The 16377-nt window shown below is 51.2% G+C and carries 15 protein-coding genes; 14 read left to right on the forward strand and 1 reads right to left on the reverse strand.

Going from position 1 to position 16377, the window contains the following annotated elements:
• Nucleotides 1-20: 20 nt before the first annotated feature.
• A complete protein-coding gene (gene ettA / locus ACI955_RS09135) occupies nt 21-1682 on the reverse strand; it encodes an energy-dependent translational throttle protein EttA (RefSeq protein ID WP_415243435.1) in 1662 nt (553 codons plus the stop codon).
• Nucleotides 1683-1905: 223 nt separating this feature from the next.
• On the opposite strand from ettA, the gene glyA reads away from it, so the two are divergent.
• The 14 genes from glyA (at nt 1906) to ACI955_RS09205 (ending at nt 16153) form a co-directional block, all read left to right on the forward strand.
• The gene (glyA, locus tag ACI955_RS09140) at nt 1906-3168 is read left to right on the forward strand and encodes a serine hydroxymethyltransferase (protein WP_415243436.1); all 1263 of its coding nucleotides are present in this window, start codon (nt 1906-1908) and stop codon (nt 3166-3168) included.
• Between the two features lie 128 nt (nt 3169-3296).
• Nucleotides 3297-3770, forward strand: a complete 474-nt coding sequence (nrdR, locus tag ACI955_RS09145) for a transcriptional regulator NrdR (protein ID WP_415243437.1) — start codon at nt 3297-3299, stop codon at nt 3768-3770.
• 2 nt (nt 3771-3772) lie between these two features.
• Nucleotides 3773-4918 (forward strand): bifunctional diaminohydroxyphosphoribosylaminopyrimidine deaminase/5-amino-6-(5-phosphoribosylamino)uracil reductase RibD, encoded by a 1146-nt coding sequence (gene ribD / locus ACI955_RS09150; protein WP_415243438.1) that lies wholly within the window; start codon nt 3773-3775, stop codon nt 4916-4918.
• Nucleotides 4919-5578, forward strand: a complete 660-nt coding sequence (locus ACI955_RS09155; RefSeq protein WP_415243439.1) for a riboflavin synthase — start codon at nt 4919-4921, stop codon at nt 5576-5578. It abuts the gene before it with no gap.
• A 60-nt stretch (nt 5579-5638) separates the two neighbouring features.
• Nucleotides 5639-6772: a bifunctional 3,4-dihydroxy-2-butanone-4-phosphate synthase/GTP cyclohydrolase II gene (gene ribBA / locus ACI955_RS09160; RefSeq protein WP_415243440.1), complete on the forward strand. Its 1134-nt coding sequence runs from the start codon at nt 5639-5641 to the stop codon at nt 6770-6772.
• Nucleotides 6773-6830: 58 nt separating this feature from the next.
• Nucleotides 6831-7292, forward strand: coding sequence for a 6,7-dimethyl-8-ribityllumazine synthase (ribE, locus tag ACI955_RS09165; protein ID WP_415243441.1), 462 nt, complete (start codon nt 6831-6833; stop codon nt 7290-7292).
• A 106-nt stretch (nt 7293-7398) separates the two neighbouring features.
• A complete protein-coding gene (nusB, locus tag ACI955_RS09170) occupies nt 7399-7902 on the forward strand; it encodes a transcription antitermination factor NusB (RefSeq protein WP_415243442.1) in 504 nt (167 codons plus the stop codon).
• Between the two features lie 18 nt (nt 7903-7920).
• A complete protein-coding gene (gene thiL / locus ACI955_RS09175) occupies nt 7921-8889 on the forward strand; it encodes a thiamine-phosphate kinase (protein WP_415243443.1) in 969 nt (322 codons plus the stop codon).
• Nucleotides 8890-8907: 18 nt separating this feature from the next.
• Entirely contained in the window at nt 8908-9384 is a 477-nt protein-coding gene (locus ACI955_RS09180; RefSeq protein ID WP_415243444.1) for a phosphatidylglycerophosphatase A, read from the forward strand.
• A 62-nt stretch (nt 9385-9446) separates the two neighbouring features.
• Nucleotides 9447-10643, forward strand: a complete 1197-nt coding sequence (gene purT, locus ACI955_RS09185; RefSeq protein ID WP_415243445.1) for a formate-dependent phosphoribosylglycinamide formyltransferase — start codon at nt 9447-9449, stop codon at nt 10641-10643.
• Between the two features lie 184 nt (nt 10644-10827).
• The gene (locus tag ACI955_RS09190; RefSeq protein ID WP_415243446.1) at nt 10828-12420 is read left to right on the forward strand and encodes a TolC family protein; all 1593 of its coding nucleotides are present in this window, start codon (nt 10828-10830) and stop codon (nt 12418-12420) included.
• Nucleotides 12421-12535: 115 nt separating this feature from the next.
• Nucleotides 12536-14680, forward strand: a complete 2145-nt coding sequence (locus ACI955_RS09195; protein ID WP_415243447.1) for an ATP-binding cassette domain-containing protein — start codon at nt 12536-12538, stop codon at nt 14678-14680.
• Nucleotide 14681: 1 nt separating this feature from the next.
• Nucleotides 14682-15860: an HlyD family efflux transporter periplasmic adaptor subunit gene (locus ACI955_RS09200; RefSeq protein WP_415243448.1), complete on the forward strand. Its 1179-nt coding sequence runs from the start codon at nt 14682-14684 to the stop codon at nt 15858-15860.
• Between the two features lie 134 nt (nt 15861-15994).
• Nucleotides 15995-16153 carry a hypothetical protein gene (locus ACI955_RS09205; RefSeq protein ID WP_415243449.1) on the forward strand — a complete coding sequence of 53 codons (159 nt, stop codon included), beginning with the start codon at nt 15995-15997 and terminating at the stop codon, nt 16151-16153.
• Nucleotides 16154-16377 lie beyond the last annotated feature (224 nt).

Genomic DNA, 16377 nt, shown 5'->3' on the forward strand with positions numbered 1-16377 from the left:
CCTTTTTATTGGCTAATTTATTATTTTAGCTTTTTATATTTTACCCGCTTTGGTCCCGCGTTCTTACCTTTACGAGCCACAAAATCTTCGTGGTATTCACTGTAATTACCCTCAAAAAACACAATATCGCTATCGCCTTCGTAGGCCAGAATATGAGTCGCAATGCGGTCGAGGAACCAGCGATCATGGGATATCACCAACGCGCAACCGGGAAAGTCCAATAGCGCGTCTTCTAAGGCGCGCAGGGTTTCAACGTCCAAATCGTTTGAGGGCTCATCGAGGAGCAATACGTTGCCGCCTTCCTTGAGTGTGCATGCTAAATGCAGGCGGCCACGCTCACCACCGGATAGCTCACCGACTCGTTTTTGCTGGTCGCTGCCCTTAAAGTTAAAGCGACCGAGATAGGCTCGTGAAGGTACTTCGTAGCTGCCTATGCGCAACATATCTTGGCCTTCAGATACCGCCTCCCATACAGTTTTCTTGTCGTCGAGGCCGTCGCGCATCTGCTCGACCGAAACCAGTTTGACTGTTTCGCCAAGGTCGATGGTGCCGCTATCTGGAGATTCTCTGCCGGTAATCATGCGCAGCAAGGTCGATTTACCCGCACCGTTGCCGCCGATAATACCGACGATGGCGCCTTGAGGAATCGACAAGCTCAGATCGTCGATCAGCAGGCGGTCACCATAACTTTTGCTAACGCCGTTAACCTCTATGACCTTATCGCCAAGACGCGGTCCGGGTGGAATATAAATTTCATTGGTTTCGCTGCGGCTTTGGAACTCCTGAGAATTCATTTCTTCAAAGCGAGCTAGGCGCGCCTTGCTCTTGCTTTGGCGACCTTTGGCGTTGCTGCGTACCCACTCTAATTCTGCCGCGATGGTCTTTTTCCGCGAGGCGTCAGATTTTGACTCCTGCGCTAAGCGCGCATCTTTGGCTTCAAGCCAGTCAGAGTAATTGCCTTCGTATGGAATGCCGCGACCGCGGTCTAATTCCAAAATCCAGCCAGCCGCATTGTCGAGGAAATAGCGGTCATGCGTAATAGCGACCACTGTGCCGGGAAAATCACATAAGAAGCGCTCTAGCCAGTGCACTGACTCGGCGTCCAAATGGTTGGTGGGCTCGTCCAATAACAGCATGTCGGGGTTGGAGAGCAGTAATTGGCATAGTGCGACGCGGCGGCGTTCACCGCCAGACAGGGTGGATACGGCGGCATCCCAGGGTGGCAGGCGCAGTGCGTCGGCGGCCACTTCCAGTTTGTGGTCGAGATTGTGGGCGTCGGTGGCCTGAATGATGTCTTCTAGCGCCGCTTGGCGTTTGGCCAATGCGTCAAAATCCGCATCCGGCTCGGCATAATCTGCGTAAACCTTATCAAGTTCGGCGAGTGCATTTATAGCCTCAGCCACACCTTCTTCGACGTTGCCGCGCACATCCTTGCTGTCATCTAAAGGTGGCTCCTGCGAGAGGTAACCTATTTTAGTGCCAGGCTGGGGCCGAGCTTCGCCGTTAAATTCGGTGTCCAAGCCCGCCATTATTTTTAGCAGGGTAGATTTCCCAGACCCGTTTAGGCCGAGTACACCAATTTTGGCGCCGGGGAAGAAAGACAATGAAATATCGTGCAGAATTTCGCGCTTGGGCGGGACAACCTTGCTTACACGGTTCATGGTAAAGACGAATTGCGCCATGCTGACTCCTGACAAAGCACTAAGTCGCCGAGACTCGGCGACAATTAAATAGGCGAAAAGGTACCGAAAGTGGCGCTATTGCGCAATGTTTTGTCGAGTTGAAGCTCGGCTCATCAAAAATTAACGTTTGAGTATGCGCGAATGGCATTAAACGGTGCCGAATGCGCGCATTTATTGTACAATGCGCGGCTTTTCAAAGCCTGTGTATGCCTCGGGGGTAGTGATGTTTAGCAAAGAGATGACAATTGCCGGTTTCGACGAAGAAATCTGGTCTGCGATTCAAGAAGAAGAAGTGCGTCAAGAAGAGCATATCGAGTTAATCGCATCTGAAAACTACACCAGCCCGGCCGTTATGCAGGCGCAGGGAACAGTGCTCACCAATAAATACGCTGAAGGTTATCCCGGCAAGCGTTATTACGGTGGTTGCGAATTCGTCGACAAGGCCGAAACACTGGCTATCGACCGTGCAAAAGCCCTGTTTGGTGCAGATTACGCCAACGTTCAGCCACACTCTGGCTCACAGGCCAATAGCGCGGTGTATCAGGCGCTGATGTTGCCAGGTGAAACTGTGCTCGGTATGAGCCTAGATGCCGGCGGTCACTTGACCCACGGCGCCAAGCCGAACTTTTCGGGCAAGACCTACAACGCTGTTCAATACGGTTTGAATAACGAAACCGGTGAAATCGACTACGCCCAAATTGAAGCTTTGGCGCTAGAGCATAAGCCCAAAATGATCGTGGCAGGTTTCTCTGCTTATTCCGGTATTGTCGACTGGGCTAAATTTCGTGAAATCGCCGACATGGTCGGCGCTTACTTATTGGTCGACATGGCCCACGTTGCGGGCTTGGTTGCTGCAGGCGTGTACCCAAATCCCATTAAATATGCCGACGTGGTTACCACCACCACCCACAAAACCTTGCGGGGCCCCCGTGGCGGTTTGATTTTGGCCAAGGCCAATGAAGCCATCGAGAAAAAACTTAACTCGGCGGTATTCCCCGGTGGCCAGGGCGGCCCGCTGATGCACGTGATTGCGGCTAAGGCTGTGAGCTTTAAAGAAGCCATGTCGCCTGAGTATGTGGTTTACCAGAAGCAGGTTATCGTCAATGCTAAAGCCATGGCTAAGAGATTTATCGAGCGCGGTATTAATATCGTCTCTGGCGGTACTGAAAACCACCTAATGCTAGTTGATCTGATTGGCAAGTCGTATACCGGTAAAGATGCTGATGCAGCGCTGGGCGCGGCGAATATTACCGTTAATAAAAACGCCGTACCCAATGATCCCCGCTCGCCGTTTATTACCAGTGGCCTGCGTATTGGTACGCCTGCGGTAACCACCCGTGGCTTTAAAGAAGCCGAGTGTGTTGAGCTGGCTAACTGGATGTGCGACATTTTGGAAGCCTTGGAAGCTGGCGATGCCACTGCCAAGATTGACGAAGTGAAAGTCAAAGTATTAGAGGTCTGTAAGCGCTTCCCCGTTTACGCCTAAGGAAAGATGGTCGAGGGGCGGCGCTGTGCGCCGCCCTTTTTTAAAGCGAGAAATCGCGTGCTGGAATATCGAGTTTAAAAGCGCGTGTGCTAGACTTCGACCGAGTCCCCAGCCCTTGAGGCCAAATCATGCGTTGTCCGTTTTGCAGTTTTGACGATACTAAAGTTATCGACTCCCGGCTAGTAGCTGAAGGTGGTCAGGTTCGTCGTCGTCGCGAATGTCTGTCGTGCGCCGAGCGCTTTACAACCTATGAGAGCGCAGAGCTGTTAATGCCTAAAATTATCAAAAGTGATGGCTCACGCGAACCGTTTGACGAGGTAAAGCTGCGCTCAGGTGTTTTAAAAGCACTGGAAAAACGGCCGGTTAGCGTTGAACATATCGAAGCTGAAGTTAGCGGTATCAAGCGTCGCTTACAGGCCACTGGCGAGCGCGAAATTGATAGTCGCGACGTTGGTGAGCAAGTTATGGAGGCATTAAAAGCTTTAGATCATGTCGCCTATGTTCGCTTTGCCTCGGTCTATCGCAGCTTCCAAGATTTAGACGAGTTTCGTGCTGAAATTGACCGGCTATCTGCAGAGCCGCGTGCAGAGCTTAGTGAGTAGTCGTGACCTTTAGTGATGTTGATCGGCAGATGATGGCGGCGGCCTTGCAATTGGCCGCGCGCGGTCGTTATTCCACCAGCCCCAACCCTCGCGTGGGCTGTGTGATTTGCCGTGACGGCAAGATCATTGCCCAAGGTTGGCATCAGCGCGCAGGCGACGGTCATGCCGAGGTGAATGCCTTGGCACAGCTAAGTGATACCCGCGCGTCCACCGTCTATGTCACCCTTGAACCCTGTAGTCATCAAGGGCGCACGCCGCCCTGTGCAGACACCTTAATCAACGCCGGCGTAAGCCGCGTTGTAGTCGCCTCTGAAGATCCTAATCCACTGGTTGCCGGTCGCGGTATTGCACGTTTGCAGCAAGCCGGCATTCAGGTCGATGTCGGATTGATGAAGGTGCAGGCAGAGGCATTAAATGTTGGTTTTATGCGCCGTATGCGCGGTGGTTTGCCGTGGTTGCGTTTAAAGTCGGCCAGTAGCATTGATGGCAGAACGGCAATGGCTTCCGGCGAAAGTCAGTGGATCACCGGTCCCGAGGCGAGAGCCGATGTGCAAAAATTGCGGGCTCAAAGCTGCGCGATTCTGAGTGGCATAGAAACCATTTTGCATGACGACGCCGCGCTCACAGTTCGGCCACAAGGCTTTTTAGCAGATGACCCGGCGGCACTAACGTCAACAGAGCCATGGCGCCAACCACTGCGCGTGATTGTCGATTCCGCCCTGCGCACACCGCCAACGGCAACCCTGTTTGCGACCGGCGGCGAGCTGGTGATTGCCACGCGGGTGACAAATATTAAACGTCACAAGCCACTGATTGCGGCGGGGGCAACTATTATTGTTATTGACGATGACGGGCTCGGCAAAGTCTCGTTGCCTGCAGTGATGAAGTATTTGGCTGCGCGCAACTGCAATGAAGTGTTGCTAGAGGCGGGCGCGGTCTTAGCCGGTGCCGCGCTGCGAGCGGGCCTGGTTGATGAATGGTTTTTGTATATGGCGCCGTGTTTAATGGGCAGCAGCGGTCGTCCATTAATAGATTGGCCGATGACGGCGATGTCAGAGCAGCAGGCCATCGACATCGTAGATATTCGCGCTGTCGGTAAAGATTGGCGAATACAGTGTCGCGTTCCTAACCTTTTAGAGCTGCCGTAAATGTTCACTGGCGTTATAGAAGCGCGCGGTACTATCGCCGCCACTGAAATGTGCGGTGGCGATATGCGCCTGCGAATTAGCAGCGCTAGCCTGCCGATGGTCGACGTCAAGCTCGGCGACAGCATTGCCACCAATGGCGTGTGCTTAACGGTGGTTGCCATCGTGGGCGATGGTTTTTGGGCCGACGTGTCAAACGAAACCCTATCGCTGAGTACGTTCGCCACAATTGAGATCGGTCAAGCGGTAAACCTAGAGCGGGCGATGTCGGCGAGCAGCCGTTTCGACGGCCATATTGTTAGTGGTCATGTTGATGGCGTAGGGCGCGTGTTAAGTTGTAGCAAGGATGCGCGCTCTATTCGGCTGAGCATCGGGGTACCGGCTAATATTTCGCATTATATTGCGACCAAGGGCTCGATCTGCGTGGATGGTGTTAGCCTGACCGTGAATAAGGCCACCGGCAACGTATTTGAATTAAATATTGTGCCGCACACTGCAGCGGAAACTATTATTCAGTACTACCGTGTAGATGCAGAACTTAATTTAGAAGTCGATGTGATCGCGCGTTATCTTGAACGATTATTGCAGGCAGACAAGCCTGCGGGACGCGGAGTTTCAATGGCCAGTTTGGCCGACAATGGGTTTTTGACAACGCGGACATAAACGCGTCAAATATTTCTAATTCTAGCGGCTCATTTAGCGCTACGAAAAAGGCAAGACAGCATGGCAATGAGCAAAATAGAAGATCTCATTCAGGATATCCGTCTGGGTAAGATGGTTATTTTAATGGACGATGAAGATCGCGAGAACGAGGGCGATCTGGTGATGGCGGCTGAGTGTGTGCGCCCACAAGACATTAATTTTATGGCCAAATTTGGTCGCGGCTTGATTTGCATGCCAATGACTCGCGAGCGCTGCAAGCAGCTTGCGCTGCCCCTGATGGTAGATTGCAATGCCTCGGGTTTTGGCACCAAATTCACCCTCTCTATAGAGGCTACTCACGGCGTGACCACCGGTATTTCTGCCGCCGATCGCTCCCACACAGTAAGAACCGCAGCGGCGCGCAATGCGGTGGCAGCTGATATTGTTCAGCCCGGTCATATTTTCCCGCTGATGGCCGAGCCCGGTGGGGTTTTGAGTCGCGCCGGTCACACTGAGGCCGCCTGTGATTTGTCGCGCTTAGCGGGCTTTGAAGCGACGGGTGTTATTTGCGAAATCATGAACGAAGACGGCACCATGGCGCGCCGCGCAGATCTGGATATTTTTGCTGAAGAACACGATTTAAAAATGGGTACCATTGCTGACCTGATTCACTATCAGGTGTTAAACGAGCAAACCATAGAAAAAATTAGCAGCGGCACAATTGCAACTGATTTTGGCGACTTTGTCCTGCACTCCTATAGAGATTCAGTAGCGGGTGAAATACATTTTGCAGTTCAAAAAGGTGACGTCAGTGCCGACACGCCAACATTGGTGCGGGTGCACTTGGGCTCGTCGGTGCGCGACCTTTTGCAAACGCAGTCGCCGGGTTCTACCACGGGCTGGAATATGCATCGCAGCTTAGAAACTGTCGCTAAACACGGTGGGGTAGTGGTGTTACTGGCAAACCGTGAAACCCCAGAATCAATCTTGGCCGAACTAGGTATTGCTCAGGGCACCAAGGCGCCGCTGCAGGGTGATAGCATTCAGTATAAAACCACGTATTTTAATATCGGCCTAGGCTCACAAATCCTGCGTGATGTTGGCATAGGCAAGATTCGCTTGATGGGTGCGCCGGTGAAATATAATGCAATTTCTGGGTTTGACTTAGAAGTCGTTGAATTTGTCAGTCCCGATAATGTTGTCGCCAACAGTTGATTGAATATTATGAGTCGTCGACGCTGTCGATGGCTGTAAATGAGAAAGGAAATAAAAAATGAAAACTATCGAAGGTAATTTTGTTGCGGTAGCCGGTAAATTCGCCATTGTAGTAGGTCGCTGGAATAGCTTTGTAGTTGAAAGTTTATTGGACGGTGCACTAGACACGCTGCGTCGTCACGGTGTGGCAGACGATAACATCACTATTGTGCGTGCACCGGGTGCGTTTGAAATTCCGCTGATATGTCAAAAAGTGGCAGAAAGTAAAAACTATGACGCCATTATTGCGCTGGGCGCTGTTATTCGTGGCGGTACGCCGCACTTCGAATATGTTGCTGGCGAATGTGTCAAAGGGCTAGCGCAGGTGACTATGCAGCACGGTGTGCCGGTTGCATTTGGTGTGCTGACCGTAGATACCATTGAGCAAGCGGTAGAGCGTGCAGGCACCAAGGCAGGTAATAAAGGTGAAGAGGCGGCGATGTCCGCTATTGAGATGGTTAGCCTTCTCAAACAGTTATAAATTTTGTTAGAAAGCTGAGCGCAAGTTCAGTATTGTTTCGTACTGCCCTCAGGCGGTAGTACGGTTTTTTAAGTGTGGTTTTATCCACTAAGCATGAGAATATTTTGTGGCAAATCGTCTTCAGAACCCATCCCGAAATCAGCTAGCGGCAGACCGGCGCAAGGCGCGCCATTATGCAATGCAGGCTTTATATCAATGGCATATGGCCGGCCAGGCATTGAACGAAATCGAAGCGCAGTTCCAAACTGACTACGATATGACTCATGTCGATAAAGAATTTTTTCACGACCTAGTACATAATATTCCCGCACAGTTAACGGTATTGCATGAGCTCTTTGATAAGCACTTAGATCGTAAAGTGACTGATCTAGATCCTATCGAATTGTGCTTGCTGCGCATGGGCTCCTATGAATTACTGCGCCGTATTGATGTACCTTATAAAGTTGCCATTAATGAAACTATTAATCTTGGCAAGCGCTTTGGTGCCACCGACGGCCATCGCTATTTGAACGGCATACTTGATCGTGTCGCAATGGAGTGCCGCGCGGTTGAAGTGGCGGCAGAAAAAGGCAAATCCCCAAAAGTTAACAAGCCGGACGACGCAGAATAGTCTGCGGATACAGCTATTATGCCGGCATCAGAATTCGACATAATTCAACGTTACTTTGGTGAGGGCGCCGGTAAAATTATTGGCGCCAGCACCGATGCAGTTCGCTGTGGTATTGGCGATGACTGCGCGGTGTTATCCCTACCTGTTGGCCACGAGCTGCTGCTGTCGGTAGACACTTTGGTCGAGTCGGTTCATTTCCCTGTTAATTATTCGTCGGCATTACTCGCCCGTCGCGCACTTGCGGTCTGCGCCAGTGATCTAGCCGCCAGTGGTGCATCACCGCTGGCTTTTACTTTGGCGCTAACGCTGCCCGCTGTTGATGAAGATTGGCTAGGTGCTTTCTCGGTATCGCTAGCTGACGCCGCTGCCGAATTTGGCATGGTCTTAGTGGGTGGAGACACGACCCGCGGCCCCCTGTGTTTAAGTTTGCAGGTAATGGGTTCGGCCCCTGCTGGCCAAGCTCTATTGCGAAATGGCGCTCAAGTGGGAGATGTCATTTTCGTGTCTGGTAGCCTAGGTGACGCCAGTGCGGCCTTGGCATTTTTAAATACCGAGCCTGCCGAGCTGCAGGCAGATCAAGCTGATCTTTTAGCGCGCTACCACGCGCCAGTACCGCGTTTGGTCTTGGGCCAGAACTTGCGTAATCTTGCCACTGCCGCTATCGACATTTCCGATGGTTTAGCGGCAGACTTAGGGCATATTTTGAAGGCCAGTGGTGTTGCCGGCGTTGTGCGCATGCAAGACCTGCCCTTGTCGGCGGCGCTGCTTAATCATGGCTCCGCACTTGACGCTGCACTAAGCGGCGGTGATGACTACGAACTTTGTTTCACGGTGCCGGCATCGCGTTGTGCAGATGTGGCACTGTTAAGTGTTAGTTTAGGTTTGGCTTTAAGCGAGATCGGTTATATTGAGGCGGGTCATGGATTGCGCTGCATAGATGCGCAAAATAAAATATATACACCCGCTACTGGTTACCAACATTTTTAAAACTCGGCTCCTTAAATTATGGCGACAAAAATTCCAGTTTCACTATTAAAAAATCCCATACATCTACTTTCGATAGGCTTTGGGAGCGGCTTGGCCACAAAGGCGCCGGGAACCTTTGGTACTCTAGCGGCGCTGCCGTTTTGGTTTTTGCTTCAGCACTTGTCACCAGCCAACTACATTATTGCGCTGCTATTAGCGTTTGCAGCGGGGGTCTATTTTTGTGGCGAAACCGCAAAAGCCCTAGGTGTGCACGATCACGGCGGCATTGTCTGGGACGAATTTGTCGGCGTGTGGATCGCCTTGTTTTTAGTTCCGCCCAATATTTTCTGGGTCGCTTTAGGCTTTGGTTTATTTCGCCTATTTGATATCTGGAAGCCCTGGCCGATTCGAGTATTAGACGCCAAAGTACACGGTGGCTTCGGTATTATGATCGACGATGTATTGGCCGGCGTTTACGCATTTTTAATTTTGCAGTTGTGCTTTGTATTAACTTAATCCCAGATCTTTTTCGCGAGGGCTGCTGAAGCGCGGCGTCATCGAATGTTAAGAGGAATAGTATGATTACTTTAGGCACGCCATTTAGCAGCAAAGCATGCAAGGTTTTACTTTGCGGCGCAGGTGAGTTGGGTAAAGAAGTCGCGATTGAATTACAGCGCCTAGGGGTAGAAGTGATTGCCTGCGACCGCTACGAGAACGCGCCGGCCATGCAAGTGGCAGATCGCAGTTACACCTTTTCGATGTTAGACGGCGCCGAATTACGCCGGGTGATCGAATTGGAAAAGCCTGATTATATCGTGCCAGAAATAGAAGCCATCGCCACAGACACTCTAGTGGAGCTAGAGCGCGAAGGCTTCAATGTGGTGCCAACCGCACGCGCAGCGCAGCTCACCATGAACCGTGAAGGTATTCGTCGTCTAGTCGCAGAAACGCTGGAATTACCGACCTCTAGCTACCGCTTTGCAGACAGCAAAGAAGAGTTTGATATCGCCATTGCCGAAATCGGTTTGCCCTGCGTTATCAAGCCGGTTATGAGTTCTTCAGGCAAAGGTCAAAGTTTAGTAAAGCGCTTAATTGATGTTGATGCGGCGTGGAGTTACTCACAAGAAGGCGGTCGCGCCGGTGCGGGCCGAGTTATTGTTGAAGGCTTTGTAGATTTCGATTACGAGATCACCCTCTTAACTATTCGCCATCGCGGCGCGCATGAAGACACCGACACCAGTTACTGCGCGCCTATTGGCCATTTGCAAAAAGACGGCGACTATCAGGAATCTTGGCAGCCACAGCTTATGTCTGAAAAAGCCCTGCAGCGTTCAAAAGAAATTGCCGAACAAGTCACCACCGCGCTGGGCGGCTGGGGTCTATTTGGTGTTGAGCTGTTTGTTAAAGGCGATGAGGTTATCTTTAGTGAAGTCTCGCCGCGGCCGCATGATACCGGTCTGGTCACTTTGATCTCCCAAGACCTCTCAGAATTCGCACTTCATGTCCGCGCTATTCTGGGTTTACCCATCCCCAATATTCATCAAATCGGTCCGTCCGCTTCCGCAGTTATTTTGGTGGAAGGTGAATCTAAGCAACTCACCTTTGGCAATTTGGAGTTTGCCCTTGAAGCGCCAGATACCCAGCTGCGCTTATTCGGTAAGCCAGAAGTGAGCGGTAAGCGCCGCATGGGCGTGGGCTTGGCTCGGGGAATAGATATAAAAGAAGCAAGAAAAAAGGCATTAGCCTTGGTAGGCGCGGTGACACTCATTCTTTAATTCTTCGATATAGCCTTTTGCCCTGTTAAATAGTGGTTCCTTGCCTGCATATAGTGTGTCTGCTATCATCCGCGGCTTTATTTTCAAGCTAATTCATTTAAGTTAGTCCTTGGTCAATAGCGCAAAGTATCAAGCCTACTCTTTATGGTTATGGTGTTTCTCCCCACGTTATAAGGGCACTTTTGTGTTGCATAAAAAAGGGAAGTTCGCATTGAATATTTTGGCAATGATCAATGGCCGAGGCGCATCAATCAGCAAGACCTCCCTAATTCTCAGCGTCCTTATTCTGGCTGCGTGCTCTACTACCCGGGATGCAAATATCGATCGAGACGGGTTGATACAAAGCGAGCTAGTTCGTCCAAATTCAGCCTCACAAGAAGCGTTGCCCGCGCCGGTCTCTGGTATAGAAAACACAAAATCCACCTACTATTATTCAGACATTGTCGGTGCGGACGCGATAACTGAGGCCGCTGGGCTCACTGACACCGCGCCCGATGGGTCGTCAGAGCCAGATATATCGCTGGGCGGTTTAGATGACGGAATACGGGTTCAGGGCGTGCGCAGCGGGCTGGGCGACACTCTCACCTTTGAAGAAGCGCTATCAGTTGTCTGGCAGGATCACCCCAAAGTGATTAAGGCGCTAACTGAACTGGAAGCAACAGATTACGATCTTAACGGTGCAAAAACAGGCTACTACCCCTATTTGTCGGTGACCTCGACCGAGGCCAGTAATGATGCCTCCAGTACGCAGGTAAATCTTGTCCAGCCAATTTGGGATGGCGGGCTAACGACTGCTCAAGTAAGTGAGTCGAGGGGCTTGCAAAAGGCAGCGATTGCCAGCTTAAATCAAGTGCGTTTGGATCTTGCTGTTGAGACCTCAGAGGCCTATCTCGGCGTCTTGTTGGCTGAAGAACAGGGGCGCCTTTGGGGGCGTTACATGGCGAGCTTAGAGGGCCTGCTTAACGCGATCAAGCGCCGGGCGGATATGGGCGCATCGCCAATGATTGATATACAAACCGCGGTTTCTCGTCTCAGTCAGGCCAAGGCCGGCTTTGCTGCCAGCAAGTCAACACTGCTGACGAATCGATTACACCTGTCCTCGCTATTACACATTCCTTTCGACGAACTGCACTGGCCCGGCGGTTCTTACCGTTTGACAGACGCTGAGGTAGGGCTTGCTAGGCAGCAACTTAACTTTACTGCACACCCTGCGGGGCAGGCGGTGCTGGCAGATATCGAAATTCAGCGCGCCAGAGTCAAAGCCTCCAAGGCGGCATTATTCCCAACTGTCAGCCTGCAATACAGCAATCAGCTGGATCAGTCTGCTGGTGATTTCACCCCAGATTCTTCCACCCAGTTAGTTTTGCAATATAACACCGGCAGCGGTTTGCGCGGTGTATCAAGCTATCAGGCTGCTGAGCATCGTCTGCGTGGCGCTTTTCAGGATTTGGCGTTTGCACGTCGCGATGTCGGCGATATTATCTCGACGGCCTACGCCGAGCGCGAAGTTAGTTTGCAGCAGTTTAGTGCTCAAGTAGAAGCGGCCGAGTCTTCGGTTCAGCTGGTAGATAGTTTTTTGCGACAGTTCAAGGTTGGGCGTAAGCAGTGGATCGAAGTGCTCAATGCCCACCGCGAAGCACACGAAGCTCTGCTACAGATTTCCGTTATTAAAAGAAGCTATTGGTCTGCGAATATGCGGCTGGCGATCCACGGCATGGTCTGGGGTCGGATAAGTAATTTGGTGCCGCCAACAGATATTGATTTTGAAACACAGTGATGTTGCTCTAATCGGCCGAGGGTATGTCGATTGCTCGCCGTACTCGCTTCGGGTCTTCATTGGTTGCCAGCGTTCAATAAATACAAATAGATAATAAAAGAGGTAGCTGCGGCTTATGTCAGATCAAGACGCTAATGCACTGAACGAAAGCTTGGGTATTCGGGCTTTGATCGCTATGGCAGAGTCGCGAGGCCTGCATGCCTCGCTGCATGAGGCTGAGCAGGCGTGGGGTGGCGTCACGGTCAAAGAAGACGGCAGTCGTCTTGCCGCCTGTTGGGCCTTTTTATACAAAGGGTATACCGCAGCATTTAGCCCGGTACGCCTGCTATCCAACTCGCAATTGCCTGCGTGGATTATTGGCGACACGTGTGTCGGCTTACTTAGAAAAGTCGCATCGGGCGATGAGCCTGCTCAGGTAGAGTGGGTGGACGGCTCAGTAGTGCCTAGCGACTTTGAGTTTGACCTTGCCTTGGTGCCCGTTGCGCCGCTTTTGGGTGCGGGCGAATCGTACCTACCCAAAAAAGAAAGAGGGCCGGCAACCAAGGCTATCGTAGAAGGCCTCAAGGCCCACAAGGGCATATTTTGGCGTGTCGGTATAGCCTCAACCTTTATTAACCTCATTGCAGTATTGTCATCGCTTTTTGTGATGCAGGTGTATGACCGAGTGGTACCAAACTTTGCCTACGCCACTCTGTGGTTTTTGGCTAGCGGTGTGGGCCTCGCTTATCTTATTGACCTAATGTTCAAGTTTGCTCGTCTAAAATTGATGGATGCCTCAAATAAGCAGTTAGATGAGGCAATTTCGCTTTACATATTTGAAAAATTGCTCAGTCTTAAGCTGGATCGTCGCCCCTCTCGCCTAGGTTCGCTGGTGGCGCAGGTGCGCGACTACGAATCCATCAAAGCGTTTTTTTCGTCTACCACCTTATTCGCCATTGTAGATTTGCCGTTTATATTCCTGTTCGTCGGGGTGATCTACTTGATCGCTGGGCCGGTCGCCATTGTGTTGGCTGTGTTCATATTGGTGTGTTTGCTCGTTGGCATTATTTCATACAAGCCAACGGCGCGCCTTCAGCAGGAAAACAACGACGCCATCGTGCGTCGTCAGGGCATGTTATACGAGGCCGTGGCCGGTGGCGAAGTGATTAAGAGCCAAGGCGGCGAAGGTAAATTTGCAGATGCTTGGCTGGTTGCCACGCGGGAAACCAGTGATCGTGCAGAGGCATTGAGTGGTGTTACCGGCACCGTGCAAATCGTCACCTCCTTTTTTCAGCAAGTTTCTTACGTGTGCATCGTTATTATCGGCGTCTACGTCATCGAGACCGGCGAACTCACCATGGGTGGTCTGATTGCCTGCTCTATTCTTGGTGGGCGTGCATTGGGAACTATCTCCAATATATCTGGCGTTTTACTGCGCTGGCACCATGCTAAATACTCCCTCACTATTCTAAATCAATTACTGTCGTCTGAGAGTGATGATAGTCCTACGCGCCAGTCCAATGTTAAGTCCGAGCCGTTGGGCTTGTCTATGCATGACGTCGTATACGCCTACCCCGGTTCACAGCTTCCTGAACTGGTAGTGCCGGGCTTAGAGATTCCCGCGGGCTCTCGCATCGCGGTATTAGGTCGTAATGGCAGCGGTAAATCTACCCTGCTTAAATTGCTAGCTGCGGTCGCTACACCCTCCAAGGGCGATGTGCGAATTGCGCATATGGACTACGAAGAGTGCCGCCCAAGCTGGCTGCGTGAGGTGGTAGGCTATTTGCCTCAGGAGCCTCGGCTGTTCTCCGGCTCGCTGCTAGATAACCTTGCCTTAGGTATGAGCACCCCGTCGGAAGAAGAGATTTTTGCCGCGCTAGAAAAAACCGGTTTAGCTGACGCAGTAAATGCTCACCCCATGGGTTTGCAACTACAGATTTCTGAAGGTGGTATGGGTATGTCTGGCGGACAGCGCCAGCTTGTGGGCTTGACCCGTATGCTGCTGCAACAACCCAAGATTTGGCTGCTTGACGAGCCCACCGCCAGCCTCGATAGCCGTGTTGAGCGAAAAATCGCCGACGCCGTACAGTCGCTGCCCAGCGATGTGACTGTGATTTTCACTACCCATAGCCAGTCATGGCTGCGCTACGTTAGTCGCGTAATACTGTTAGACGAAGGTCAAATCAAGCGCGATGTCAGCATAGAAGAGTTTCAGAAGATAACAGAGCAGGCCCGGCGGGCTAAGCCTAAGAGCAATGTAGTCAACGTGGGAGAGGTGTAAAGTGCGTAAGGAAGATCTGTTTGCCCGTGCTAGGCCGCTAGATGTGGGCCGGTTTGCCAAAATGACCATCATGCTGTCGGTTGTCGTTGTCGCGGTTGGTGCGTGGGCCAATTGGGCGCGCTTAGATGAGCAAGTGCGCGCTGTGGGTAAGGTTATCGTATCCAGTCGATCTCAAATCATTCAGGTTGTGGATGGTGGCGTGTTGCAGGCATTGCACGTTAAAGAAGGTGACCATGTGCAAGCAGGGCAGCTATTAGCAGAGCTTGATCGCGCCCGCTTTGCCGCCAGTGCACAAGAGACGCGCTCCAAAGCCCTTAACCTGCGCGCTAACTCCGAGCGTTTGCGCGCAGAGTTGGCCGGCAATCTTAAAATCACTTTTAGCTCAGAGGTGCTAGAGGACAATCCCTTGGTTGGTCGCCAGACTAGCCTTCATCAACGTCGTCTTCAGCAGCAGCGTGAGCAAGAGCAAAGCTTAAGAAAGTCACTGGCTTTGGCGAGCGAAGAGTTAAATTCACTAGAAGAGTTGTCTAAAACCGGTGATGCGGCTCAAAGTGAGCTATTATCTGCTAGAAGACAGGTAGTTGATTTGCAGGCGGAGTTGGCCAACAACAAAAATGAATACCGGCGCGACGCCCAAGAGCAGCTAGCCAGTACCCAGGGCGAGCTTGAGCAGGTTGTGCAAGTGTTAAAGCAGCGCGACGAAGCACTCGAAGCTACCTACATTACATCGCCAATGAATGGCACGGTAAAAAACGTGCAAATCACCACCATGGGGGCAGTGTTAAAAAGCGGTGACGAAATAATGCAGATCGTCCCAGCGGACGAGCCTTTTTTGGTGGAGGCGCGGGTGTACTCAAAAGATGTCGCCTTTGTGCGTCGCGACCTGATGGCTAATGTGAAATTAGATGCCTACGACTTCACTGTCTACGGTGGATTGCGGGGCAAAGTCATCTATGTAAGCCCAGACACCATAGAAGAAGACCTAAAGCAGAACGAAGATCCGTATTATCGTGCGCTAATAGAGATTAGTGAGGTGCCGGAGCACGCCAGAGAAGAGCAGATTGAGATTATCCCCGGTATGACCTGCACGGTAGAGATTATTACAGGTAACAAAACGGTTGCTCAGTATATTATGAAGCCATTGCTTCGCGGCAGTGCTGCAGCCCTTACAGAGCGATAATTGGTGATCGTCTAGCCCCTCTATTTAGTTAGAGGGTAGTTAAGAACAGAGTAAAATAAGAAAGAGTAACAAATGCGCTATTGGTGAGTGTTGGTCCTTTTTAGTGCGCGCTTTAATAGTGCTGTAGCATAATAATGCTAAAAAATGGTGCAGGCGGTTCTGATGTTGGGCTACTTTTTGCAAGGGCTCTGCTGGGGCGCCGTAAGTATTTAATCCCTAATAAATTGAATGGTTTTATCCAGTCGGATGCTGCGGCTGAATTGCTCACGCCTGAACTTAATGAAAGTTATTAACGTTTGGTGGTAAGGGTTTGTTGAAAAAAAGGTGGTGATTATTAGCAAAAGTTCAAAAAAGGTCTTGACGCTCATTAAGGCCTGACGTAAGTTTGAGAAAAATTCTTGGAATAACGAGAGTGTACAGTCGTTGTTTTTGTGGGGAAAAAAATAATAATTGAAAGACGCAGTAGCCAGTAATCTTATAAAAAAAATAGAGCATGGAGCTTTTTAGAATATGAAAA

Source organism: Zhongshania sp., assembly GCF_047636175.1.
Classification (GTDB): domain Bacteria; phylum Pseudomonadota; class Gammaproteobacteria; order Pseudomonadales; family Spongiibacteraceae; genus Spongiibacter.